The organism is Paenibacillus mellifer (assembly GCF_023195895.1).
Lineage (GTDB): Bacteria > Bacillota > Bacilli > Paenibacillales > Paenibacillaceae > Fontibacillus > Fontibacillus mellifer.
The window spans coordinates 83,882-106,667 of the sequence record NZ_JALPRK010000010.1 but is presented as its reverse complement, the minus strand read 5'-3'; the positions used below and the strand labels follow the sequence as shown (position 1 = coordinate 106,667).

The window sequence follows — 22,786 nt, the reverse complement described above, 5'->3', positions numbered from 1 at the left end:
TCGCTTTGCTTAACCAACCAGCAGAGCAAATACGATGCCCGGCCCATGCACACCGATCGTCAGATCGTTTTCGATGTCCGCCGAGCGGCTGGGGCCGGAGATAAAGTGAATGCCGGCGGGCAAAGCTTCGCGACCCGCCGCGTCGAACGTCTGTAACACCTCGCCCAAGCGGGTTATCAGCCGCTCCACGGGAACGATCGCGAAGAGCGTCGTTGGCAGCAGGCTAACTGAGCGCCCCTTTTCCGCAGCAGACTGAACGACCAGCGAGCCGGTGTAGGCGACGGCATGATCTGCCGTTACAATGCCGAAGTCCGCTTCCGCCGCTCGGGCAATCCATGCCTCGGAGCGATGACCGTTCCACACGGACACCTTAGCGCCAGTCGCGGCAAGTGCCTCATCCAACCCGAGCTCGGCCAGCGTTGGATCGTCTTGACGCAAAATGTATCGGGCGCCAAGCGCTTGCGCCTTGGCCATTATATACGTCTTGGCCGCTTCAAGATCGGCCGGCCGGGCGACATGCCCACCCGCTGCCGTAAAGTTATCTTCAAATCGAGCCAAGCGCTCCTCCAGGCTCCATTCCAGCTCCCGCCAATACATTGGCGCTCCTCGAAACGGATGCTCCGGCGCCTCCCGAAGTCGTGATCGCTTGAGTTTCCCGGCGATCCGGTCCATGAACTGCTCCTGCTTCTTCCGCGCTTCCGCTTCTTTCGTTTTCAGCCAATCATTATATTCGTTATTCATCATAGGAGTGACCTTCTTTCCGGTCGATTGGCCTAGCCGCACGCTTATGCAGCGCCGCCTTCATCCGCTCTTGCGCGGCCGCGCCGGTCACGGTTTGCGCTACGGAAGCGCGCAACTCATGCTGGAGCGTGTCCCAGCGCTCGCGGAACGGCTGGTTCGCCAGGCTTGGTGCGACACGGTAGCGGTTCCAGCCTTTGAGCGGGCCGATTCGCGCCGAGATTTCGCCGTTGCGCACGACAACTCGCTGCAATACCCTTCCCGCCTTCAACGCACGATGGAAGCGTTTGGAGTTCGACGTCACAGCGGCGAAGCCCTTCATCCCAGCCGTCTCCAGCTTGTTCCCATAGCCCTGCTCGACCTTGCGCCGGCGCAAATAGACCAGCATGTCGTGCAGCGGGATTTTGACCGGACACGCTTCATAACAGGCGCCGCATAAGCTGGAAGCCGAAGCGATATCGTCCCATTCCGCTACATTCTTGTTCAGCGCCGGCGTTAAGACCGCTCCGATCGGGCCGCTGTACGTTCCGCCGTAAGCGTGGCCGCCGATATGACGGTATACCGGACAAGCGTTGAGGCAAGCGCCGCAGCGAATGCAGTTCAGCAGCTCCTGAAACTCCGGATCGCCAAGCTGCTCGGACCGGCCGTTATCAAGGATGATGATATGCATCTCTTCCGGCCCGTCCCCATCGGCTGTGCGGCGCGGGCCGGTGATGCCGGACATGTAAACCGTCAGCTTCTGACCAGTCGCCGAGCGCGGCAGCAACGTCGCCATCACCTCAAGATCGCTCCAGGAGGGAATGATGCGTTCCATGCCCATAAACGTAATTTGCGTTTTCGGTACGGTCGACACCATGCGGGCGTTTCCTTCATTTTCGAACAACACAATCGACCCTGTCTCGGCAATAGCGAAGTTGCAGCCCGTCATGCCGATGTCCGCCTCCAGAAATTTGGCCCGCAGCTTCCGGCGTACGAAGCCCGCCAGGACGCTCGTTTCGGGGGGAAGCTCTTCCCCCGCCTCACGGGACAGCAGCTGGGCGATTTGGTAGCGGTTTTTGTGAATCGCGGGAATGATGATATGTGAGGGAGCCTCCCCCGCAAGCTGAATAATGTACTCGCCCAAATCCGTTTCGACCGCCTCAACGCCCGCTTCCTCCAACGCCCGGTTAATGTGCAGCTCCTCGCTGACCATTGACTTCGACTTCACGACGGTGTGTGCCTCCTTGCGAGCCGCAACCTCCAAAGCAATCTGCACCGCCTCTGCGCCAGTCGAAGCAAAATGAACATGCGCTCCATTCGCCCGGGCCTGCTCGGCAAACCGATCCAAGTAGTAATCGAGATGAGCGATCGTATGCAAGCGAATTTGTCGCCCCCGTTCCCGCCATTCCTCCCAGTTCCCATGGTCATCGGCGGCTTTCCGCTTCCCGTCGCGCAGACGTTCGGTCGTAAAGCGCACCGCCTTACGCAAGAAATCATTGTTCAGCGCCAGATCCGCCCGCTCCTTTACGCTGCTCATGCCCCGCTCACCCCCTCATACAGCAGCTCCGCCAGATGCATGACACGAACAGGCTGGCGCCGGTGACGTAATTGGCCGGCAATATTCATCAGGCAGGCCATGTCCAGCCCGGTCAGCACTTCGGCGGAAGTGTCCAGAACATGGTCGGCTTTTTCCGTCACCATCGCCCCGGATATATCGGCCATCTTCACCGCAAACGTCCCGCCGAAACCGCAACAATCCTCCGCAAAAGGGAGCGGGACGAGCTCCATGCCCTTCACGTTATGAAGCAGTGTCATCGGCTCCTCCCTGATCCCGAGCAACCGACTGCCATGACAGGACGGATGATACGTGACCTTATGCGGAAAAACCGCTCCAAGATCGCTTACGCCCAACACCTGAACGAGGAATTGGGTAAATTCATACGACTTCGCCTTCAAATCCTCAGCCATCGCCAGCCGAACCGGGTCCTGTTCAAACAGCTTCGGGTAGTGATGAATCATGCCGATGCATGAGCCGGAAGGTCCAATAACGAAATCACTGTCAGCAAAAGCCTCAAGCAGCGTGGTTGCCGACCGGCGAGCTTCAGCCCAATACCCGCTGTTAAACGCCGGCTGACCGCAGCAGGTTTGCCCCTGCGGAAATTCCAGCTTCACGCCGACCCGCGCCAGCAAACGAGCCATCGCTTCCGCGATCCGCGGATACACCGCGTCGCCGATACAAGTGACAAACATCGAAACCTTCATGCCGGTTCCGGTCGTTCCCATGTCCGCTTTATTCAGCAGCTCCATCCTCGCACCTCCCATAGGTTTGTTCGAATGCCATCTGGCTTACCTTACAAACGCCGCCGGGACACCACCGTCGATCGTCAACATGCAGCCGGTCGTTTTTGCTGCCTTGGATGATGCGAAGAAAGCGACGCCCTCCGCGATATCACGCGGATAAATATTCACCAGCAGCGTCGTGCGCTTACGGTAATACTCCTCCAGTTGGTCCGGCTCAATCCCGTAAGCGGCGGCCCGCTCATTCCGCCAGTTGGAATTCCAAATGGCCGAGCCCTGCAAAATGGCATCGGGCAAAATCGTATTCACCCGAATGCCCAGCTCCCCGCCTTCGGCCGCGATGCAGCGGGCCAAATGAGCTTCGAGCGCTTTAGCCGAGCTGTAAGCGGTAACGTTTTTGCCGGCGTACACCGAGTTTTTTGAGCCGATAAACACCATGCTGCCGCCAAGGTTTTGCTCCTTCATCAGCTTGAACGCCTCCCGCGCGACGAGAAAATATCCCGTCCCCAGCACCGACATATTCAAGTTCCATTCCTTCAGCGTAGTTTCCGTGAATGGGCTTGACGTTGCTAATCCGGCGTTATTTACAATGATATCGACGCCTCCGTAGGTCAACGCCGTTTCGGCGTAAGCCGCCGCGACCTGCTCCTCACTCGTTACGTCCATCTTCACCGCCAGCGCACGGTACTCACCATATTGGGCATTAATCTCGGCAGCAACCCTCTGCGCACCTTCCAGATTGAGGTCAGCGAGCACGACATGAGCTCCCTCTCCAGCCAGTCGCCGAGCCGTTTCACTGCCAATCCCGCCAGCGCCTCCGGTAACGAACGCAACCTTGCGGGAGAATTCCGCTTCTGCCGGAGCCAATGACAATTTGTATAGCTCAAGCGGCCAATACTCAACGTTGTAGGACTCATTCTCGCTGAGCGACACGAACCGACCGAGCGCCGTTGCGCCTTTCATCACCGCGATCGCCCGATGATACAACGCTCCGCTCAGCTTGGAGTTGACCCAGCTTTTGCCCGTGTTCAGCATGCCCACACCTGGTATCAGGATAACGCGTGGCGCCGCGTCGAACATGACATCATTCGCCTGTTTATTACGCACAAAATAAGCTTGGTAACGCGCTTTGTAATCGGCAATACCTGCCGCCAGCTTCTCTTTCAGCCCGGCGATGTCTGCGGCATCCGGCTTCCAGTCGATGAAGAGCGGAACCACCTTGGTGTGCACCAAGTGATCGGGGCAAGCCGCTCCAACCTGCGACAACTCGCCTGCATTCCGGCTGCCGGTGAATTCGAGCACGTCTGCCTCATCGTCGAATGTGACGATGACCGGCTTCTCTCCGCTCGCCAACCCCCGAACCAGAGGCATAACTTCTGCGGCGATCGCCCGACGCTGCTCGGATTCGAGCGACTCCTCCAATGCCCCGCCAAACACACGTCCTTCTGCCGCTTGCGCTCTGCTTTTCGCTTCAATATACGCTTCTGCCTCATTGATAATGGCAATGGTTTTGGCGTAACATTCCTCCTGCGTCTCGCCCCAGGTCACCAACCCGTGCTTCTCCATCAGCACCAGTTCCGCATTCGGGTTGCCTAGTACGCCTTCGGCGATCATTTTGGACAACGTGAACCCTGGGCGGATATACGGAACCCATACAAACCGGTTGCCGTAGATTTCCCGTGCTATGTCTTGGCCGTTATCGGCACAACACAAGCTGATGATTGCGTCCGGATGCGTATGGTCCACATGCTTGAATGGGAGGAACGCATGCAGCAGCGTTTCAATCGATGCACGCGGATGCTTGGCGTCGATCATACAGTTCGCCAGATAAGCTACCATCTCTTCATCCGACATCTCTTCCCGCTCAAAAAGGGGGCGAATGTCCTCCATACGTAACCCAGTGAAGTTCCCCGCTTTCATCGTGGCAAGGTCCGAACCGCTGCCCTTTACCCACATCACTTCAACATCACGGCCACGGAAGTCTTTCTCCATTGTTTTGCTCGACGTATTGCCGCCACCCCAGTTACACACCCGCCGGTCTGTTCCAAGCAGATTAGAACGGTAGACGAGTTGCTCCAAACCCGTGGATAAAGCCGATGATTTCGATGAGTCCCATAAATTCTGCAACATGATCCTGATTACCTCCGTTTTTGATTTGTTGGTTTTTCCTTTATTTTTGTTTGTTTTAATTTTAAACGATTTGGTTTGTTTTGGGTATAGCGCTTTCATAAAAAATAGAAATTCCCTCATGTTGGATGTCCCTTCGCCCCTCTTTCCACGATTATCCCCTTCGTTCAGGGACACATAGTTCTGAGAGGTTGTGATTATCCCTTTCATTCAGGATTCTGAGGGGTTTTGATTATCCCTTTTATTCAGGATTTAGCCCATTTCAAAGTGATATGCCTAGTGAGAAAACGATGTACAAATCATTAAGAGCGGAGATCAAGAATGAATGGATCAATGTGGAATTTTCTTCTTGTTTTGAGAACACATGTTTGGTATAATGAAGAAAAGCGAACGTATGTACTTATTTTCTTTTCCAGGGAGGTTATTGAGTATGGGAGCAAACATGGTGCATGGAATGCCAACATTCAACAGTCGATACCATAGTGAAGAGGACTGTATAGAGGCTGTAGTCGCTATGAAGTGGCCGAATGGCTTCGTCTGTCCCCTCTGCGCATTCACCCGCTGTACCCGTTTGACCTCCCGCCGGATCCCTTTATTTGAATGTAGAAGATGCGCACATCAGACATCCCCTTTGGTTGGTACGATTTTTGAAGGGACACATCTTCCCCTGTTGAAATGGTTTCAAGCTCTGGAGTTATTCCTTCTCCCCGATGGCATTTCGGCGATGCGACTGAGTCAGGTGATTCGTGTCACCTACAAGACCGCTTGGTTGATGCTGCACAAAATTCGGTACACCCTCGGCGAATGTGATGCTAGGGAGCTTTTGAGCGGAGAGGTGAAGGTAAACTGCGATCACTATGGGGTAGACCAGTTCCGGCACCAACGGCTGCCTCACTCCTTCGCCACTGCGGTTGTGGCCGGCTGTACGGTGACGGAATCGGGAGAACCGGAACAGGTGAAGATCCACTTAGTTTCGCAGAAAAGAGGCGACGGGGTTCAAGCAAACCGTCACGAGATTACCACGTTCATAAATAGGTATGTAGATGCCCATAGCTCGGTATTTCAGGCTTTCCCGCTGGCTTTTCGTCTATATTTGCCCTTGCGGAGAGTCGTAAGAACGGCGTGGGAATCCCTGAAGAGTACGTATGTAGCCTTGGGGATTAAGTATTTGCAAGCGTATCTGAACGAGTTCACCGTACGCCGCCGACTGCGTCAATTCCAATCGGGAGAGATGCAACAGATGTTACTAGAGTTACTTCACATGTGTATGGAGATTCCGTCAATCTCTTACCACCAACTGATCACACAGAAAAAGCACCCGCAACTTTCAACTGCGGCCTAATTAAATCGCGGTCCAAGTCAGTGGTGGTGTGTGCAACGAGTTTATGTAGTTTTAAGTGAGCATACAGAAGATCAAGGGAAAACTAAACCTACGCAGCCTTAATATCAGTGTATTTTGTACCCAGACGGGGCCGTCCCTTTAACACGCCCAACTAGAAATGTTCTTAGACCATCGTTACTAACTAAATCCTAGAGTTACATCCTACTATCTATCTGGTGTTCCTCAGTTTATTTACCTCTCCGAGCCTATCTGTTGCTCCATAACTTTAACCTGACCTAACGGGATAATCATCAAAAGGGAACGATAAAGAGGTTCATGTCCATAAAAAAAGAACTGGCCCAAGACCAGTTCTCTCTTACTCATCTAGCTGCCCACTTCGCCCCACCCCGCAGCAGCTTCGCTACCTCGGGATGCTGGAACGAAGGCAGATGATGCCCCGGCATTAAGAATACGACCTTGCCTAGCCCGTAAGAATGCGCCCAGGCCGCCGGCCAATCTTGGCCTTCATGGCGGTATGTGAGCAGTACCTCTTTGGCGCAAAACGGATCGAATTCAAAGCGGTAAGGTTCCTCCGCCAAAACAAACGGTTCAATCCCTTCCACAACCGGATGCCCGGTTCCAGCCACTACCTGAAATTCAAGCTCCGTATAAGGCGGATGTTCCGTAAACTTGGCGCCGATTAATTGGGCAAGCTCCGGACGAACCTGCAACGAAATGCCGTTATGCACGACGAGCAGCCCCCCGCCGCTTGCCACATAGGTGAGCAACCCTGCCGCTTGCTCCGCGCTGACCGCCTCTTCCCAGCGGTCCGTATAGGAGATGCAGAGATCGTACGAATCCAACTTACCCGCGGCTAGGTGATCATAATCCAGGCTGACGGTAAGCTCGAATTCATCCTCCAGAATCTGCTTCAGCTCTTCTTGCACCACATTCAGCGGATGGTACGGCGCGTCGTCGTTATTGCCGATCACCCATGCGTTTTTCCGCGTGTTACTCATCTCCAAGAACCCTCCCTTTTACCAAGCGTATGCTTGCGGTGCCGAGCCGCCCGGGCCCGGGAAGATTTCATCCAATCTCTTCAGTACAAACTCCTCCAGCTTGATGTCGACAACCCGCAGGGTGTCCTGGAACTGCTCCAACGTACGCGGCCCGATGATCGGCGCAGTCATCGCCGGATTTACCAGCGTCCAGGCCAAAGCCACATTCGCTTCGCTTTCGCCCAGCTCCTTGCATAGCGCTGAAAATGCTTCAAGCTGCTGACGAAACTGCTCGTAGCGGTTATCGTTCGCCGTGCGAGATCCGGCTTGCTTCTTCGAAGCATTACCGCCGAGTAATCCGCCTTCGAGCGGGCTCCAAGCTACGACGCCGATGCCAAGATGCTCGGCCGCCGGCAGCACTTCCAGCTCCGGCAAACGGCAGAGCAGATTGTATTTATGCTGCTCCGAGACGAGGCCCAGCATATGGCGGTTTTTCGCCTCATATTGCGCCTTCACCAGGTCCCAGCCCGCAAAATTGCTTGAGCCCACATAACCGATCTTGCCTTGCAGGATGGATACCTGGAAGGCTTCCCATAGCTCATCCCAGGAAACGTTGCGATCGATATGATGCATTTGGTACAACTCGATATGGTCGGTTTGCAGCCGGCGAAGCGAGCCTTCCAGATGGCGGCGGATTTTGTACGACGACAACCCGGCTGGGCTGTTAGGTCCGTCCAGGGGATCGCTCATATCGCCATGAACCTTGGTGGCCAGCACAACTTTCTCGCGACGTCCTCCGCCTTGAGCGAACCAACGACCGATGATCTCCTCTGTCTTCCCAGCGTTTTCGCCCCATCCGTAAATGTTGGCTGTATCAAAGAAGTTCACGCCTGCATCCAGCGCCGCATCCATGATCCGGAACGCCTCCTTCTCATCGGTGTTCACCCCGAAGTTCATCGTGCCCAGACACAGCTTGCTCACTTTTATTCCAGAACGTCCTAAGTACGTATATTCCATTTGTCGATTCCTCCATTTTCGATTAGGGATCCTACTTTTCTACCATGGCAGTGTATGGCCATCCACATCAAGGTATACCGGCGCCTCCGCCGGTTCGCCCTGCCGCTCCATCGCCTCGCGGATAATCCCCCACAGCTTACCAGCCGATTGCTCGGGTGTGAGGGTAGCGGCGGAATCTTTTTCCCCGCGCATAAATGTCTGTACCCATCCCGGATGTAGCACCAGCACTTGTCCGCCCTGCGCCTTCACGCCGTTATGTACGACGTTCGAATGCATATTGATCGCCGTCTTTGACATCGAATAAGCGAACCAGCTATCCCTGTAGCATTGACCGACACTTCCCGCTTCTGAGGAAATATTGGCGATTGTGCGAGCTTTGCTATTCAGGATTAACCCGATCAGCGCATTCGTCATCCGCAGGCTACCCAAAGCGTTGACGTTGAATACCTGCAGCATTTCTTCGAAGTTCAATTCGCCGAGCACTGTCGTTTCGATATCGCCCAGAATCGCCGCATTATTGATCAAAAGATCTAGAGAATCCGTATGCTCCCGCACCTTAGCGGCTGCCGCCTGCACGCTGGCATCGCTGCCCACGTCCAGATCTACAAGAATCAATTGTTCGCCGTACGCCGAAACCAGCTCCAGCAGCCCTTGATCCGCCGAATTGAATCTCCCGGCAAATACCCGTTGTCCGTCCTCCAACAGCTTGCGCACCAGCTCAAGTCCGATGCCGTGATCGGCGCCGGTCACCACTGCCGTATAACTCATTGCCGTCCACTCCCCTTCTCCGAAGCCTATCTACTCATCCTGTCTGAGGCCGCGGTCTCTTTTATTGTAAACGCTTTTTCCCGACGATAAAAGGGGGCATGCCCTCCGGCAGCCCCTGCTTTATGCGATGTTCATTTTGTTCTTCTAGGCCGTAACCACGCCTTTTTTTAGGATCACATTAGCGTACAGCGCTTTTTCCCCGGTGGAGATAATCGCATACGCCTGTTTGGCTCGCTCGTAAAAGGCGAACCGTTCGACCTCCACAAACGGCTGATCTACCGAGTGATGGCGGCTGACGATCCGGCGGTACTCGTCCCAGATCGGCGTTTCGACCGGATCGCCGGGCATGACTGCCATCAACGCAACTGGATGGTCCACGTAGACGTCGAGTGGAAACAGCGGCAGGATCGCTTCCAACAATTCGGGGATGCCATGGCCGTCACAGCGGATTAAGCGCTGGGCGTGGCTGGCTGCCGGAAAATTGCCGTCGGCAAGCACGATCTCGTCCGAATGCCCCATTTCCATCAAAATCTTCAGCAGCTCCGGCGAAAGGAGGCTGGATATGCCTTTTAACATTTCATCGACCTCCCCAGTTGTTCGAATCGCTTATAGGCAGCGGCCCAAGCTGCCCGGTGTTCCTCAAACTCCGGCTCGTAAATCCGAAGCGGGAACGATGTCTTGACCAGTGCAAGACCTTCCTGCGAATCTTTAATCCAGCCGCCGGTTCGCAGCTGGACGAGCAGATTGCCGATCGCGCTGGCTTCCACTGGCCCTGCCCAGACCGGGCGGCCGATCGCTCCGGCCGTTAGCCGGCAGAGCAGCTCGTTTTGGATGCCGCCGCCGACCATATGCAGTCCGGTAAATCTCGAGCCGGTCAGCTCCTCGGCCTGCTCCAGCACCTGACTGTAGCGAAGTGCCAAGCTTTCGAGGATGCAGCGGGCGAAAGCGCCGGGCGAATCCGGTACCGGCTGACCCGTTTCCCGGCAGTAAGTACGGATCTCCTCCGGCATGTCGGCCGGATTCATGAACCTCAGATCATCCGGGTCGATCAAGGTGCAAAGCGGCTCAGCTTGTTCCGCCAATTGCACCAGCTCGGCGAAGGAATAGGCTTCGCCGAGTTGCTCCCATTTGCGCTTGCACTCCTGGAGGATCCACAGGCCCATGATGTTTTTGAGCAAATGGTACGTGCCGTCCACGCCGCCCTCGTTGGAGAACTGGCGCTCCAGCACTGCCGGCGTCAACAGCGGCTTCGCCATCTGTGTTCCCAGCAGCGACCAGGTGCCGCTGACGAGGTAAGCGAACGCCGGCGAATCCGCCGGCACGGCCGCAGCGGCTGATTCCGTGTCATGCGAGGCGACGGCGATCATCCGGATTGGCGGCACGCCAAGCTCAGCGCAGACCTCCGCTGTCAATTCGCCGATCACGGTACCCGGGGGTACCGGATCGGGGAAGATCGCGCTTGGGATGCCCAACTGCTCCATCAGCGCGTCGTTCCACACACCCCGTCCCGGGTCGAACAACCCCGTTGTGGTTGCCATCGTAAATTCGCAGACTCGCCGGTCGGTCAGAAAATAGCTCAGCAAATCCGGCGTTAACAGCAGCGTTTCGGCCAGGTCGAGCTTAGGGGAGCCGGCCTTTTTCATCGCATACAGCTGATATAGCGTGTTAAAGGGCATAAATTGCAGCCCGCTTTCGCGGAACAATCGCTTCACGCCGACCAAGGCGGATACCTCCTCGACCACCCCATCGGTTTGACGGTCCCGATAATGGTAGGGGATGCCTAGCAGCTCGCCGTTTCGATCCAACAGGCCAAAATCGACGCCCCAGGTATCGATGGCGCAGCTCTCCGGGTGGTACCCAGTCTGAAACGCTTTGCGGATACCGGTCTTGATCTCCCGCAACAGCATCGGCGTATCCCAATGCAGATGCCCGCCGATTTGAACCGGCACGTTCGAGAAACGGTGAACCTCGGTGATTTGCAGCTTCCGAACACTGGAATTTCCAGTACCGATGCCGGTAATAGAAGCGTCACGAGGGGTCTCAGTGATGATTTCGCCAACGAACGCCCGACCGCTGCTGGCACCTAAGTCAAACGCGAGAACGCAAGGATTTCGTTGTTGTTCCGATGACATAAGCCTTACACCGTCCGATCACTTCATTTTTTGCAGCAGCGTGATCCGGTAATCTTCGCTTTCGAGTGCGGCGATATCCGCGACCTCCTGATCCGTTAGCGGGACAGGCGTTCCCGCCGCCTTCGCGCTTAAGTAAATTTTCGCGCTCTCCTCCACGACCTGGGTCCGGTAGTAAGCCTCCCGCAAATTGCGGCCCGTCGTCACCAGCCCATGGTTTCCCAGCAAAATCGAACTCGCCCCGTTCACCTTCTCAGCCACCGCATTCGCTAACAGATCCGTCGTCGGGATCAAATAAGGGATAAATGCCGTACGGCCGACCAATGCGGCCTGGTCCGGGAACATAATCGGAAGTTCCCGTTCAATCAGCGTAAAAGCGATGCAATGGGAGGGGTGCGTATGCACCATGGCTCCCATATCCGGCTTTTGGCGATAGCCGTATAGATGCATCAGCACCTCCGACGATGGACGCAGGCCGATCTCGGTCACCTCTCCCGTCGGAATGTCCACCTCGATCCACTGCTCCGGCTCGATCTCCTCGAGTGCGAAGCCGCTCGGCGACAGATACATCTTGTCGCCGGCCCGAGCGCTGATGTTACCGCCTGGCCCAACGACCAACCCGTTGTCCACGATTTTGCGGGCATATTTGCATAGCTCCTGGCGTGTTTCTATGTTTTGCATCTCGTTTAGCTCCTTTATTGGCTTGAGTAACGGTCTACTTATACAGCGGCCCAAACGTAGTGCAGGCCCGGAAGTCGGCGCTCTCCGTATCCTCGGTGCCAAACAGGCCCCAGGCCCGCGGACGGAACACCTTCTCCTTCGGAACGTTGTGCATGCTGACCGGAATGCGCAGGATCGACGCCAGCGTGATCAGGTCGGCGCCGATATGGCCGTAGCTGATCACGCCGTGGTTCGCGCCCCAGTGGTCCATCACGTCATAGACGCTGGCGAACGCGCCGCTGCCGGTCAGGTTTGGCGCAAACCAGGTCGACGGCCACGTCGGGTCCGTCCGTTTGTCGAGCGTGTCGTGCACGTGCTCCGGCAGGTCCACCGAGTAACCCTCGGCGATTTGCAGCACCGGCCCGAGCCCTTTGACCAGGTTCAGCCGGGTCATCGTCATCGGCATGCCGCCGCGGGTCAAGTAATCGGTGGAAAACCCGCCGCCGCGGAAATACTCCAGCGAAGCCGGACGGAACTGCGTCGCTTGCAGCATGCGTTCGACTTCCTCCTCGCTGATCTCCCAGAACGGCTTGATGACGGGGATGCCGTCTTTCATTTGCTCACCGGTCCCGTCGAGCGCGGCCGAACCGGAGTTGATCAAGTGCAAGAGGCCTCCCGCCGCTCGGCCCTCCAGCTTATGGCTGGTCACCCGCTCCACGGAGGCCGGGCTCCAGTACGTGCGCACGTCGGCAAAAATCTGCGCCGTATTCGTCAGCAAATGCCCAAACAGCATGCCGACGCCGTTCAGGCTGTCGTTCTCCGTCGCTACGAGGTAAGGCGCACGCGTGCCGTTCCAGTCGAACGACGAATTCAGCAGCGTCTCCATGAAATCGCCGTTCGGGAAGTGATCCGTCCACTGGCGTTGCCCCTGGAAGCCGGAGGCGATGGCGTGATGTCCTTGCGCTTCCTCCTCGTAGCCCAGCTCGGCGAGCCGCGGGTTGCCGATCATGAGGTCGCGCGTGATCAGCGTCATTTTCACAACCGTCTCCCATTCCTGGTCCTTGCGTTCCCGCGAGGTCTGCAGATGGGCCGGATTATTGTCCGGACCTTCCTGGCAGTTCTCCTTCACCCAAGCCAACGCCGCTTTGTATTCCTCGGGATCGTAGATCCCTTCCTCCATCCGCCGCGTGAACTCGGTCATATCGACGTACTCGTTGCGCATGCCTAGATACTCTTGGAAAAATGAATCGTTCACCATCGAGCCGGCGATCCCCATCGACACCGAGCCCATCGACAGATACGCCCGGTCGCGCATCAATGCCGCCGCCAACCCGCCTCGGGCAAACCGCAGCAGCTTCTCCTGCACGTCGGCCGGGATCCGGTCGTCGCCTTCGTCCTGCACGTCTTCACCGTAGATGCCAAACGCCGGCAGTCCTTTTTGCGCGTGCGCGGACAACACAGCGGCCAAATAGACCGCACCCGGACGACCGGTGCCGTTGAAGCCCCATACCGCCTTCGGAATCTGTGGATCGGTATCCATCGTTTCTGTGCCGTAGCACCAACAAGGCGTCACGGTGATCGATACGCCCACCTCAGCCGCCTTGAATTTCTTCGCCGCTGCCGCCGCTTCCGCCACGCCGCCGATACACGTATCGGCGATCACGCATTCCACCGGCTGACCGTTCGGGTAGCGGAGCTCTGCCTCGAGCAGCCGGACCACCGCCTTGGCCAGGTTCATCGTCTGCTCCTCCAGGGACTCGCGCACGCCTCGTCTTCTGCCGTCGATCGTTGGACGAATGCCGATTTTCGGGAATCCGTCCCGCCATCTGTAACCGTTTTCAACCATACCCATTTTGCCTCCTTGGACAATGAATTATAGTCCCATTCTATCGTTGGCCCGGTGCGTTCGAGAACCTACTATATTGCCCTCTTACCATCGCAACATCGCAAAATAGTGAACCGTCGCTCCTACGCGAAATTTTCCTGCAATTTCCTCCCATCCGCCTTTGCTTCCGCTATAATGGGATTAACCATTGTTCGGGAGGAGCCCATCGTGCCGAAAATCGAAATTCCTCATCGCAAAAGTGACCGCTTCCGTTTCAAGAAGACGCCCGAGCTGCTGTACGCCGGCCAAGTCGTGGACGAACACCGCTTTTACGCCCCGCCGCAAATCCACGATTATTGCGAGATCATCTATATCGTCGAAGGCCGCGGGGAATTCCGCATCGGCGGCACGACCTACGAAGTGCATCCCGGCGATGTAGCCGTCTATAACGCAGGCGTTCCGCATGAGGAACGTTCCGTGAGTCCGGAACCGTTCAGATTGATCTACTGCGGCGTTGGCAACGTGCACGTCGACGGCGTACCGCCGGGGCAACTGCTGCCCGCCTCCGTCGATCCGGTGATCCCGTGCGAGAAATACGCCTACAAAGTCGAGAGCTACCTGTCGGAAATGCTCCAGGAATGCGATTCCCAGGTGCTCGGTTACGAGACGCTCAGCAACAACCTGCTCATGTCGCTGATCACGCTCCTGTATCGGATCGTGGACGTGAAGCATCCGTTTGATCCGCTGAAGGACAAGAACGAAATCACTGTTCGCACCAAGCAGTTCATCGATAAGAATTACACCCGCAGCATCACGCTCAAGGAAATTGCCGATACCCTCTACGTCAGTCAACATTATTTATCCCATCTGTTCAAAAAAGAACTTGGCGACTCGCCCGTCAACTATCTCATCACCCGACGGATCGAAGAGGCCAAGCGACTGCTCCGCGAAACCAATGCGCCGATTCATGAAGTCGCCGCCCGAGTCGGTTACGGGAACGACAAATATTTCTCCATGCTGTTCAAGAAGGTAACAGGCCAGTCGCCCAGCGCTTTCCGGGAAACGAAATAAGCCGGGAGCTTGTGCTCTCTGCAGGCGTTTTTCACCATTATCCCTTTTGTTCAGGGGGCATCAGTTTGTTCACCCGAGTTAGCCCGTTTCTTGTTGTAATCTTATCGTCTGATTAAAAGGGATAATGCTGCAAAGCGTCCGACAAAGGGTATTCTCTGGCGCCAAAGCCGCTTACCCTTCCCCATCAAAACAAAACAGCGCAAAGTACCGGGGCGTCTGCCCTCAGAACCTTGCGCTGTAAACTACGAACTTGTCTCCTAAAGTTATGCTGTCACGGTCAGATCAGCGGAAAGCGTGTCCCGGCTACTGCCCCCGACTTGAACTGCGACTTTGCTCGGAACCGCCGCAAAACGCAGCTCCCGGTTCCAGATCCCCAGTTCCTCCCGGCCCAACACGAACTCGACGACACGGCGTTCTCCCGGGTTCAGCTCGATTTTGCGGAACCCCTTCAGCTCGGCGATTCGCCGGGTGATGCCCGATTCCCGGGCCCGGATGTACAACTGGACTGTTTCCGCCCCGCTCCTGTCCCCCGTATTTTCCACCTCAACGCGAACCGTCACCCGCTCCCCGTTCTCCAGCTCCGCCGCCGAGACGACCTCGCGGGACAAGGATAAATGGGCATAGGTAAATTGCGTGTAACTCAGCCCGTAACCGAACGGGTACAACGGCGCGGAGGGCATATCGACGTAATTTCGGGTTCGACCGGGATCCTTTTGGTTGTAATATACGGGGAGCTGGGCTGAAGACCGCGGCAGCGTCACCGGCAGCTTGCCGCTCGGATTCGCTTTGCCGAACAAGAGCTCCGCGATCGCCCGGCCGCCTTCCGTCCCGGGATACCACGCGCAGAGGACGGCGCCGCATAAGTCGACGACATCGGTGAGCGCATGCGGGCGGCCTTGAATGAGCACGGCGACGACGGGCGTGCCGGTGGCGGCGACGGCCTCGACCAGCTCCTGCTGCACCCCGCCGAGAGACAGGTCGGCCAAGTCGCCCCCTTCGCCGCAGTCCATCTCGGACGGGCTGCCCTCTTTGACGATCGCCGCGCCATTGTCTTCGAAGTCGCCCCCGAATTCCCGGGCGCTGCTCCCGCCGAGCACGAGAACCGCGACGTCCGCGCCTTGCGCGGCCTCAATCGCCTCGGCGATGCCCGCCTTGGACCGGTCGCGGATGCCGCATCCCAGGGCGTACACGACCTCGGTATCTTCCGGGGCGCACGAACGGATGCCCTGCAGCAACGTCGTGCCGGTCCCTTCGCGCTGGACGCTCGTGTAGTCGCCCAGTTGGTTGTACAAGCGGTCGGCGTTCGGGCCGATCACCGCGATCCGCCGCGGCCGGCCGACGATCGGCAGCAAACGGCCTTCGTTCTTGAGCAGCACGGCCGATTCGCGGGCGACCTGCAGGTTCACGTCCCGGAATTCCGGGCTGCCGACAACGGAAATCGCCCGGAGCTCCGGCACGTAAGGCCGGTCGAACAGCCCCAGCCGGAATTTCAGCCGCAGCACGCGCGCGGCCGCACGGTCAATATCTGCTTCCTGCACCAGTCCTAGGCGTACCGCCTCTTCCAGCGTGGAAAAGGCGGTATCCCATAAGCTAAGATCGACGCCCGACGCCAAAGCGAGGGCCGCCGCGGACTCATGGGTACCGGTTAGCGCCAGCAGCCGGTCTACCGCGCAGCCGTCTGCCATCACCAGCCCTTCGAAGCCCCATTCCTCCCGCAGGATGCCGGTCAGCAAATCCCGGTTGGCATGGCATGGCACGCCGTCGATTTCGTTGTAGGCCGCCATGAAACCCTCGGCTCCGGCGAGCGCTCCCGCCCGGGCAGCCGGGAGATGGATCTCCCGCAGCTCCCGCGGCCCAATGGCCGCCGGACCGGCGTTGCGCCCGCCTTGAGCCGCCCCCTGCGCGCATAAATGCTTCAGGACGACTGCGACGCGGTCCGGCGCATCCAGCTTCCGCGGGTCGTCGCCCTGCATGCCGCGCACCGCCGCTTCCGTGAAGCGGGCGGCCAAATAAGGATCCTCGCCGTAGCACTCCTCGGAACGCCCCCAGCGCGGTTCCTGCAAAATATCGAGCGCCGAGACCAGTCCCACGTGCGCGCCGCGGCTGCGGATTTCCGCCGCCACATGGGCGTACGCCCGCGTCATCAGCTCCGGATTCCAGGTTGCTCCGGCGCCGAGATTGACCGGTAGCAGCGTCCCGTCGAGCGCCTGGTGGCCGTGCGGACATTCTTCCGTCAGCAGGACGGGAATGCCCAATCGGGTATGCTCCAGCACGTACCGCTGCACCATGTTCGCCACCCTCGCGCTGTCCGCCGCGGAGATGCCGTTCCCGTAATTCACGCCAGACCAGGGGTCGCTGCGGAACAAGCCGTACAGCGCCCCCATCCCGCCGCCTTTGGCTACTTCTTCCCTAAACGCATCGGTCAGCTCGAACGTATCGCCCTTGCGGACGTAGGCGTCCCAGCCGTACATCCGCTGATTGAGTTGACCCACCTTTTCCCGGAGCGTCATCCGGGCCAGCAAATCCGCCACCCGTTCTTCCAACGGAGCGGACGGCAGTTTGTAAGTTTCCATCCGTGTTCCCCCCGCTTATCGGCCGGCGGCCCAAATGCCATCCGGCCGCCTCCTAGTCTTTGGCCGGTTCCATGCCGGCCGTCATATCTCCGCCGCCCTCGGACGCCTCCTTGCAGACGCGCAGGCCGCGGTATTCCTTCGGCGTCATGCCCGTATACGTTTTGAACACGGACACGAAGTACTTGTATTCCTTATAACCGACCTTGTCCGCGATCTCAAACACCTTATCTTGCGTCGTGGCCAGCAGGTTTTTGGCCTGATCGATCCGCATCTCGTTCATGTATTCCGTAAACCCTTTTCCCGTGCTTTGCTTAAAAATATAACTGAAATAGCTTGGAGTGATTTTCAGCCAAGCGGCGACCTCGGAAGCCTTGAGGTCCGTGCGGTAACGGTCGATGATAAATCTTTTCGCTTTTTCGACGATCCAGTAAGATTTGTCGATTCCGTTCTGATCGATTAACCGCTGCAGTTCCTCCATATCCTCCAGAACCACCGTTTCGAGTCCGGCATAGGAGTTGAAAATATTCGGGTCCGGCTGCCCCCGGCGGGCGTAATCCAACCCGGTCATGCCGCTTTTGCGCAAGCGTTGGCGGAGCAGCGCGAACAATTCCTCATACAGGTTCCAAACTTCCGGCAGCAGATAACCCGATTCCCGGCAAAAACGGAACAGGTCCTCCACCGTCCGGCGAACTTCCTCCCGATCCTGCTTGAAAAACGCGGATACGAGTCCTTGCACCGTCTCCGTGATGTCGAAGCCCGGCAGTGCCCGGCCGGACATCGCCGCTACTCCGTAATCGGCCGTCAGGATACGTCGGCCGTCCAGCACATGAAGCGCCAGCAGACGTACCGCTTCGGCGCAACGCTCCGCGGTTTCCCCCAGGTCCTCGTACACGGCGGAAGCGCCGCCATAAATGCGTACTCCCGCTCCAGGGTCAACCGACCCCAAAGTCGAGGCCAGCCATTCGTCCCACGCATCCGGTTCAGCTCGTTCCGCCGAAGCCAGCAAGGTGATTAGCAAATTTTCATGGTCGAAAACGGATACCGCCCGAAGCGGGCCTCCCTCCAGATTGCGATTCAATCCGAGCAACCAAGCCTCTTGAATCGTTTCGTACCGATCCGCCTCCATATCGGCAAAGCGTTCGTGAAAGTCGGCCAGCTGGGTCGCTACGATGCGGAATTGGACGCCATCCAGCGAAGGTGGCGGCTCTTTGCCGTACGCCGAGCCGTGCCGGGCCATGCCCGAAAGCCACAGCTCGATTTCCCGGGCCTTCTCCTCCTTGTCGGCGGATCGGATGCCGGCAACGATTTTATTCACGACGGCACTCAATTCCTCAATGTCGACCGGCTTCAGCAAGTAGTCGCCCACGCCTAAACGGATGGCTTGGCGCGCATATTCGAAATCCTCGTAACCGCTGATCATGACGACCTGCACCGCGGGATGCCGTTGCCGCAATTGCTTGGCCAGCTCCAGCCCGTCCATGCCGTCCATGCGGATATCCGAAAGCACAAGTTGGACGCCGTGCTCCTCGATCAGAGCCAGCGCCTCTTTGCCGTCATACGCCTCGCCTACGACTTCCACTCCAAGCTTCGTCCAGTCGATCGTATAACGCAGCCCCTCGCAGATGACCGCTTCGTCGTCGACGATCAGCATTTTCACGCGTTTGCCTGCGCCGGCAGGATCTATACTCGGGTTTCGAAATTCAGGATTCATGGGGTTCACCTCCGGGATGGCAAGCCTCGGCAAAAGGGAAACGAAGCCGTACCCACGTGCCTTTGGCCGATGTATCAACGATCTCCAGACCATAGTCTTGTCCGAAAAAGATCGAAAGTCTCTCGTGAATGTTATGCATGGCTCCCTCCCTGGTTCCTCCGGTCCCCGACCGTTCCAGGGCGCTCCGGACGGCTTCCGCCTTGCCGGGATCCATTCCTTTGCCGTTATCGATGACGTCCACCCAGATTTCGCCTTCGCGGGCGTAACAGCGAACGTTGACCTCTCCATACGGTTTGCCGCGGTCCAGGCCATGCTTGATGAAGTTCTCCACCAACGGCTGGATCGTGGCTTTCAACGTCACGGCCTCCTCGATGCCCGCCTCGGCATGGAGGGAATATTTCAACTTCTTCTCCCCGAGCCGGCGCTGCTGCAGGTACAAGTAGGATTGGGCGAATTCCAGCTCCTTGCGCAGCGTGGTTTGATAGCTTCCGTTATTCATGCTGGACCGGAAAAACTTCGACAGCATTTCGATCAACTGGCTCGACTTCGAGGCCTGCTCCAATCGCGCCGTCCAACGGATCATATCCAGCGTATTGTACAGAAAATGCGGGTCCATCTGGTTTTGCATGAGCTTCAGCTCGGATTCCCGTTCCCTTAGCTCCAGCTTGTATTTATGCTCGATGAGTTGCTGAATCGTCGCGACCATCTCATTGAACTTGCGGTTCAATTCGGAAATTTCGTCGTTGGAATTGACCGGAACCCGAGCGTTGAAGTCGCCGTACGTGACTTTGCTGGTTTCCTTTTTGAGGCGCAAAATCGGACGGATGATTGTATAGTGGAACCCGATCAACGCGGTCAACCCCAGCAGCATGATTGCCGTCAGGATGACCAGCATCGTCATCTTGATTCCGCGAAACTCCTCGGATACCTTCGCCTCGGGAATCATGGCGACCACTTTCCAATCCGTATTTTCCATTCGATTATATAAGGTTAAATAACGCTGGCCGTTCACCTCGTACGTCAGGTCTCCACGTCCGGACGACAGCTTGTCCAGCAGCGGCGCTCCCGGCTGGAGCACATCCGGCAACGGATTCGTCGATCCCAGGATCACCTGGCCTTCCGCGCCGACGATGAACACGCTCCCGGCCCCGTCCTTGAATATCCCTTTCTCCAGCAGGCCGACGATACTCGCCTCATCCAAACGGATGATCAGCCTTCCCAGCGGTTTGGTGATCTGGCTGAAGGAGTTGAGGACGCGGAACATCGAGAAGACGCGAACCTCGCCGTTCCAATCGCTATGGAGCGCATACCCTTCGGTCCAAGTAATCCCGCCTTTGCGCGCTTTGGCGGCCTGTTCCCATTTCGACTCGTCGCCGCTGAACGGCTCGCCCATTTCGATAAAGCTGCCATTAAAGCCGTAAATTTCGATGGACCGAATGTAACCCTTCGACATCAGCTGAAACGTCAAGAAATCCTCGATATTCCGCTTTAGAACGGCGTGCTGCTCGCTGCTGAGCGGAGGCGACGTGCGCAGGAAGTTCCGCATGTCCGGGCTCAAAATCAAGTAATTGGCGATATCTTCGACCATTTTGGTCTGCTCGCCGAGTTGGCCGGCGACGTTGTCCAGATTTCGCTTGGTCGAATTGATGAACTGTTCCCGCAGCACCTCGTTAAATTGAATTTGCACGACCACGCCAACGCCGAACGTCGGCAGGATGACGAAGATCAGGAAGATGACAAGCGCCTTCCGCTTTAAGCCAAAGCTGCCAAGTAACCTTTTGTAGCCTGTCATCGCCTTCACCTCCGCCTAGTCGTGGTGTCTTAGCCTTTAACTGCTCCTGCTGTCATGCCGGTGACCAGTTGCTTTTGCAACAGGAGATAAAAGATAATGATCGGAATGAGCGCCATCGTCAGCGCCGCCATTTGCAGGGTCAGGCTCGCCGTTTCGATGCCGACGAAGTTGGCCAAGCCCAGCGGCAGCGTCTTGAGTGCGGAAGAGCTGATCAATACCAAGGCGAACAAATACTCATTCCAGTTGTATATGAAGTTGAGGATAACGACGGTGGCCATCGCGGGTCTCGTGATCGGAAGAATGATCGACCAGAAGATCCGGAATATGCCCGCGCCGTCCATCACGCCCGATTCCTCCAAGTCCTTGGGGAATCCCCGCATGAAGCCCTCCAGTATAATGATCGTTAATGAGAGGTGGAACGCCGTGTACGGCAAGATTAACGATAAATGCGTATCCAGCAGGTGCAATTTTTGCATGATCAGAAAGATCGGAATCAACGTCGCGTGGATCGGCACCAGCATGCCGAGCAGAAAGACGCCGTAAGTGATGCCGCGAAGCTTGAATTGAAACCGCGATAGGAAATAGGACGCCAAGGCCCCGAAAAATACGGTCACGATCAAGGACGCAAACGTGACGAAAAGGCTGTTCAGAAAATACACGTTCATATTCGCGACCTTCCACGCCTCCGCGTAGTTGGAGAAATGCAAAGCCTCCGGGAGCGAAAACGGATTGGCCGCGTATTCCTGTTCATTTTTGAAAGAGTTGACGACCATCCAGAACAGCGGGACTATATTCATCATAGCGAATAGGCTTAGAAAAGTGTATGCAAATATTCGGAAGCCGGCAGACTTCTTATTCATGGGTATATCCTCCTTCCTTAAGCTTCTTTTTCCCGGCCCAACCGGTTCACCAGCGAGATGACGATCAAGCTGAACAGCAGGATCAGGATCGACACCGCGCTGCCGTATCCGTAACGCATGTTCATGAAGGCGCTGTTGTACATGTGAATCGTCATGACTTCGGTTTGATGCGCCGGGCCGCCGCCCGTCAGGATCTGAATCAGGTCGAAGACGCGGAAGGAGTTGCTGATGCTGTAGACGACCCCAACCATAAGCGTGCTGCGAATCATCGGGATCGTAATGCGAAAGGTGCGTTTGAGCCCGGTGGCTCCATCCAGTTCGGCTGCTTCGTTGACCTCATCGGGGATGTTTTGCAACGCGGCCAGGAAAATCACCATGTACAATCCGCAGTTCTGCCAGATGTACGCAATGCTGATCGACAGCATTGACCACCGGTCGTCGCCCAGCCAATTTTGCTTCCAGCCGTCGAGGCCGACGATGCCCAGCAGATTGTTCAGCATCCCGTACTCCGTGTTATAAACCATGCCCCAGATCAGGGACACCATGACGGATGAAATCACGACCGGCATGAAGCCGACCGTCCGGAAAAATCCGGAGCCTTTGAGCCCGCGGTTCAGCAGAAGCGCAAGTAATAAACCAAGCGGAATTTGGCCGATCAGGCCGGTTACCATGATGATGACGTTATTTTTGACGGATAGCCAGAAGGTGTCGTCGCCCAGGATCTTCACGAAATTATCAAGGCCGACGAACTTCATCGAACCGATGCCGTTCCAATCCATCACCGAATAGTACAGAGACATTCCGATCGGAACGATGGCAATGCCCAAATAGATGATCAACGCCGGAAACAACCCGATAAAAATCGCCAGTTTCGTGCCTCGTAACGTTTGCACCAGAGGTTCCCTCCTTTTCCTTTATG

At 56.9% G+C, this 22,786-nt stretch carries 18 protein-coding genes and 1 pseudogene; 3 read left to right on the top strand and 16 right to left on the bottom strand.

Going from position 1 to position 22,786, the window contains the following annotated elements; translation table 11 throughout:
* Positions 1-9: 9 nt before the first annotated feature.
* The 4 genes from M0651_RS12695 to M0651_RS12680 form a co-directional block, all read right to left on the bottom strand.
* Positions 10-741 (bottom strand): LutC/YkgG family protein, encoded by a 732-nt coding sequence (locus tag M0651_RS12695; RefSeq protein ID WP_248552177.1) that lies wholly within the window; start codon positions 739-741, stop codon positions 10-12.
* Positions 734-2,254 (bottom strand): LutB/LldF family L-lactate oxidation iron-sulfur protein, encoded by a 1,521-nt coding sequence (locus M0651_RS12690; protein WP_248552105.1) that lies wholly within the window; start codon positions 2,252-2,254, stop codon positions 734-736. Before M0651_RS12690 ends, M0651_RS12695 begins: the two co-directional genes overlap by 8 nt.
* Positions 2,251-2,979 carry a (Fe-S)-binding protein gene (locus tag M0651_RS12685; protein ID WP_248552176.1) on the bottom strand — a complete coding sequence of 243 codons (729 nt, stop codon included), beginning with the start codon at positions 2,977-2,979 and terminating at the stop codon, positions 2,251-2,253. Before M0651_RS12685 ends, M0651_RS12690 begins: the two co-directional genes overlap by 4 nt.
* 84 nt (positions 2,980-3,063) lie before the next feature.
* Positions 3,064-5,145, bottom strand: coding sequence for a bifunctional aldolase/short-chain dehydrogenase (locus tag M0651_RS12680; RefSeq protein ID WP_248552104.1), 2,082 nt, complete (start codon positions 5,143-5,145; stop codon positions 3,064-3,066).
* A gap of 361 nt (positions 5,146-5,506) precedes the next feature.
* On the opposite strand from M0651_RS12680, the pseudogene M0651_RS24190 reads away from it, so the two are divergent.
* Positions 5,507-5,752, top strand: a pseudogene (locus M0651_RS24190) (transposase family protein); the annotation flags it as partial.
* A 60-nt stretch (positions 5,753-5,812) separates the two neighbouring features.
* On the top strand, positions 5,813-6,484 hold the full coding sequence (locus M0651_RS12670) for a hypothetical protein (protein ID WP_248552183.1): 672 nt from the start codon (positions 5,813-5,815) through the stop codon (positions 6,482-6,484).
* Positions 6,485-6,843: 359 nt separating this feature from the next.
* Here M0651_RS12670 and M0651_RS12665 read toward each other — a convergent pair whose 3' ends face one another.
* The 7 genes from M0651_RS12665 to M0651_RS12635 all read right to left on the bottom strand — a co-directional run bounded on the left by M0651_RS12665 (position 6,844) and on the right by M0651_RS12635 (position 13,881).
* The gene (locus M0651_RS12665; RefSeq protein WP_248552103.1) at positions 6,844-7,482 is read right to left on the bottom strand and encodes a ThuA domain-containing protein; all 639 of its coding nucleotides are present in this window, start codon (positions 7,480-7,482) and stop codon (positions 6,844-6,846) included.
* A gap of 18 nt (positions 7,483-7,500) precedes the next feature.
* Positions 7,501-8,478, bottom strand: coding sequence for an aldo/keto reductase (locus tag M0651_RS12660; RefSeq protein WP_248552102.1), 978 nt, complete (start codon positions 8,476-8,478; stop codon positions 7,501-7,503).
* Between the two features lie 39 nt (positions 8,479-8,517).
* On the bottom strand, positions 8,518-9,246 hold the full coding sequence (locus tag M0651_RS12655; protein ID WP_248552101.1) for an SDR family NAD(P)-dependent oxidoreductase: 729 nt from the start codon (positions 9,244-9,246) through the stop codon (positions 8,518-8,520).
* A 144-nt stretch (positions 9,247-9,390) separates the two neighbouring features.
* The gene (gene fucU / locus M0651_RS12650; RefSeq protein WP_248552100.1) at positions 9,391-9,822 is read right to left on the bottom strand and encodes an L-fucose mutarotase; all 432 of its coding nucleotides are present in this window, start codon (positions 9,820-9,822) and stop codon (positions 9,391-9,393) included.
* Positions 9,816-11,378 (bottom strand): rhamnulokinase, encoded by a 1,563-nt coding sequence (locus M0651_RS12645; protein WP_248552099.1) that lies wholly within the window; start codon positions 11,376-11,378, stop codon positions 9,816-9,818. The genes fucU and M0651_RS12645 overlap by 7 nt, the downstream gene beginning before the upstream one ends.
* Before the next feature lie 18 nt (positions 11,379-11,396).
* Entirely contained in the window at positions 11,397-12,056 is a 660-nt protein-coding gene (locus tag M0651_RS12640; RefSeq protein WP_248552098.1) for a class II aldolase/adducin family protein, read from the bottom strand.
* Positions 12,057-12,090: 34 nt separating this feature from the next.
* Entirely contained in the window at positions 12,091-13,881 is a 1,791-nt protein-coding gene (locus M0651_RS12635) for an L-fucose isomerase (RefSeq protein ID WP_248552097.1), read from the bottom strand.
* A 207-nt stretch (positions 13,882-14,088) separates the two neighbouring features.
* Between M0651_RS12635 and M0651_RS12630 the strand changes: the two genes are divergently transcribed.
* The gene (locus M0651_RS12630) at positions 14,089-14,931 is read left to right on the top strand and encodes a helix-turn-helix domain-containing protein (protein WP_248552096.1); all 843 of its coding nucleotides are present in this window, start codon (positions 14,089-14,091) and stop codon (positions 14,929-14,931) included.
* Positions 14,932-15,194: 263 nt separating this feature from the next.
* On the opposite strand, the gene M0651_RS12625 is transcribed toward M0651_RS12630, so the two are convergent.
* The 5 genes from M0651_RS12625 to M0651_RS12605 are packed head-to-tail and all read right to left on the bottom strand — an operon-like array spanning position 15,195 to position 22,760.
* Entirely contained in the window at positions 15,195-17,504 is a 2,310-nt protein-coding gene (locus tag M0651_RS12625; protein ID WP_248552095.1) for a glycoside hydrolase family 3 C-terminal domain-containing protein, read from the bottom strand.
* Positions 17,505-17,556: 52 nt separating this feature from the next.
* Positions 17,557-19,215 carry a response regulator transcription factor gene (locus M0651_RS12620; RefSeq protein WP_248552094.1) on the bottom strand — a complete coding sequence of 553 codons (1,659 nt, stop codon included), beginning with the start codon at positions 19,213-19,215 and terminating at the stop codon, positions 17,557-17,559.
* On the bottom strand, positions 19,205-21,007 hold the full coding sequence (locus M0651_RS12615) for a cache domain-containing sensor histidine kinase (RefSeq protein ID WP_248552093.1): 1,803 nt from the start codon (positions 21,005-21,007) through the stop codon (positions 19,205-19,207). Before M0651_RS12615 ends, M0651_RS12620 begins: the two co-directional genes overlap by 11 nt.
* A 29-nt stretch (positions 21,008-21,036) precedes the next feature.
* Positions 21,037-21,867 (bottom strand): carbohydrate ABC transporter permease, encoded by an 831-nt coding sequence (locus M0651_RS12610; protein WP_178025034.1) that lies wholly within the window; start codon positions 21,865-21,867, stop codon positions 21,037-21,039.
* Between the two features lie 17 nt (positions 21,868-21,884).
* Entirely contained in the window at positions 21,885-22,760 is an 876-nt protein-coding gene (locus tag M0651_RS12605) for a carbohydrate ABC transporter permease (RefSeq protein ID WP_178025032.1), read from the bottom strand.
* Positions 22,761-22,786 lie beyond the last annotated feature (26 nt).

Bases quoted from the DNA above. Each gene is read 5' to 3' on its own strand.
- M0651_RS12695 (WP_248552177.1), bottom strand. From the start codon at position 741: ATGAATAACGAATATAATGATTGGCTGAAAACGAAAGAAGCGGAAGCG.
- M0651_RS12690 (WP_248552105.1), bottom strand. From the start codon at position 2,254: ATGAGCAGCGTAAAGGAGCGGGCGGATCTGGCGCTGAACAATGATTTC.
- M0651_RS12685 (WP_248552176.1), bottom strand. From the start codon at position 2,979: ATGAAGGTTTCGATGTTTGTCACTTGTATCGGCGACGCGGTGTATCCG.
- M0651_RS12680 (WP_248552104.1), bottom strand. From the start codon at position 5,145: ATGTTGCAGAATTTATGGGACTCATCGAAATCATCGGCTTTATCCACG.
- M0651_RS12665 (WP_248552103.1), bottom strand. From the start codon at position 7,482: ATGAGTAACACGCGGAAAAACGCATGGGTGATCGGCAATAACGACGAC.
- M0651_RS12660 (WP_248552102.1), bottom strand. From the start codon at position 8,478: ATGGAATATACGTACTTAGGACGTTCTGGAATAAAAGTGAGCAAGCTG.
- M0651_RS12655 (WP_248552101.1), bottom strand. From the start codon at position 9,246: ATGAGTTATACGGCAGTGGTGACCGGCGCCGATCACGGCATCGGACTT.
- fucU (WP_248552100.1), bottom strand. From the start codon at position 9,822: ATGTTAAAAGGCATATCCAGCCTCCTTTCGCCGGAGCTGCTGAAGATT.
- M0651_RS12645 (WP_248552099.1), bottom strand. From the start codon at position 11,378: ATGTCATCGGAACAACAACGAAATCCTTGCGTTCTCGCGTTTGACTTA.
- M0651_RS12640 (WP_248552098.1), bottom strand. From the start codon at position 12,056: ATGCAAAACATAGAAACACGCCAGGAGCTATGCAAATATGCCCGCAAA.
- M0651_RS12635 (WP_248552097.1), bottom strand. From the start codon at position 13,881: ATGGTTGAAAACGGTTACAGATGGCGGGACGGATTCCCGAAAATCGGC.
- M0651_RS12625 (WP_248552095.1), bottom strand. From the start codon at position 17,504: ATGGAAACTTACAAACTGCCGTCCGCTCCGTTGGAAGAACGGGTGGCG.
- M0651_RS12620 (WP_248552094.1), bottom strand. From the start codon at position 19,215: ATGAATCCTGAATTTCGAAACCCGAGTATAGATCCTGCCGGCGCAGGC.
- M0651_RS12615 (WP_248552093.1), bottom strand. From the start codon at position 21,007: ATGACAGGCTACAAAAGGTTACTTGGCAGCTTTGGCTTAAAGCGGAAG.
- M0651_RS12610 (WP_178025034.1), bottom strand. From the start codon at position 21,867: ATGAATAAGAAGTCTGCCGGCTTCCGAATATTTGCATACACTTTTCTA.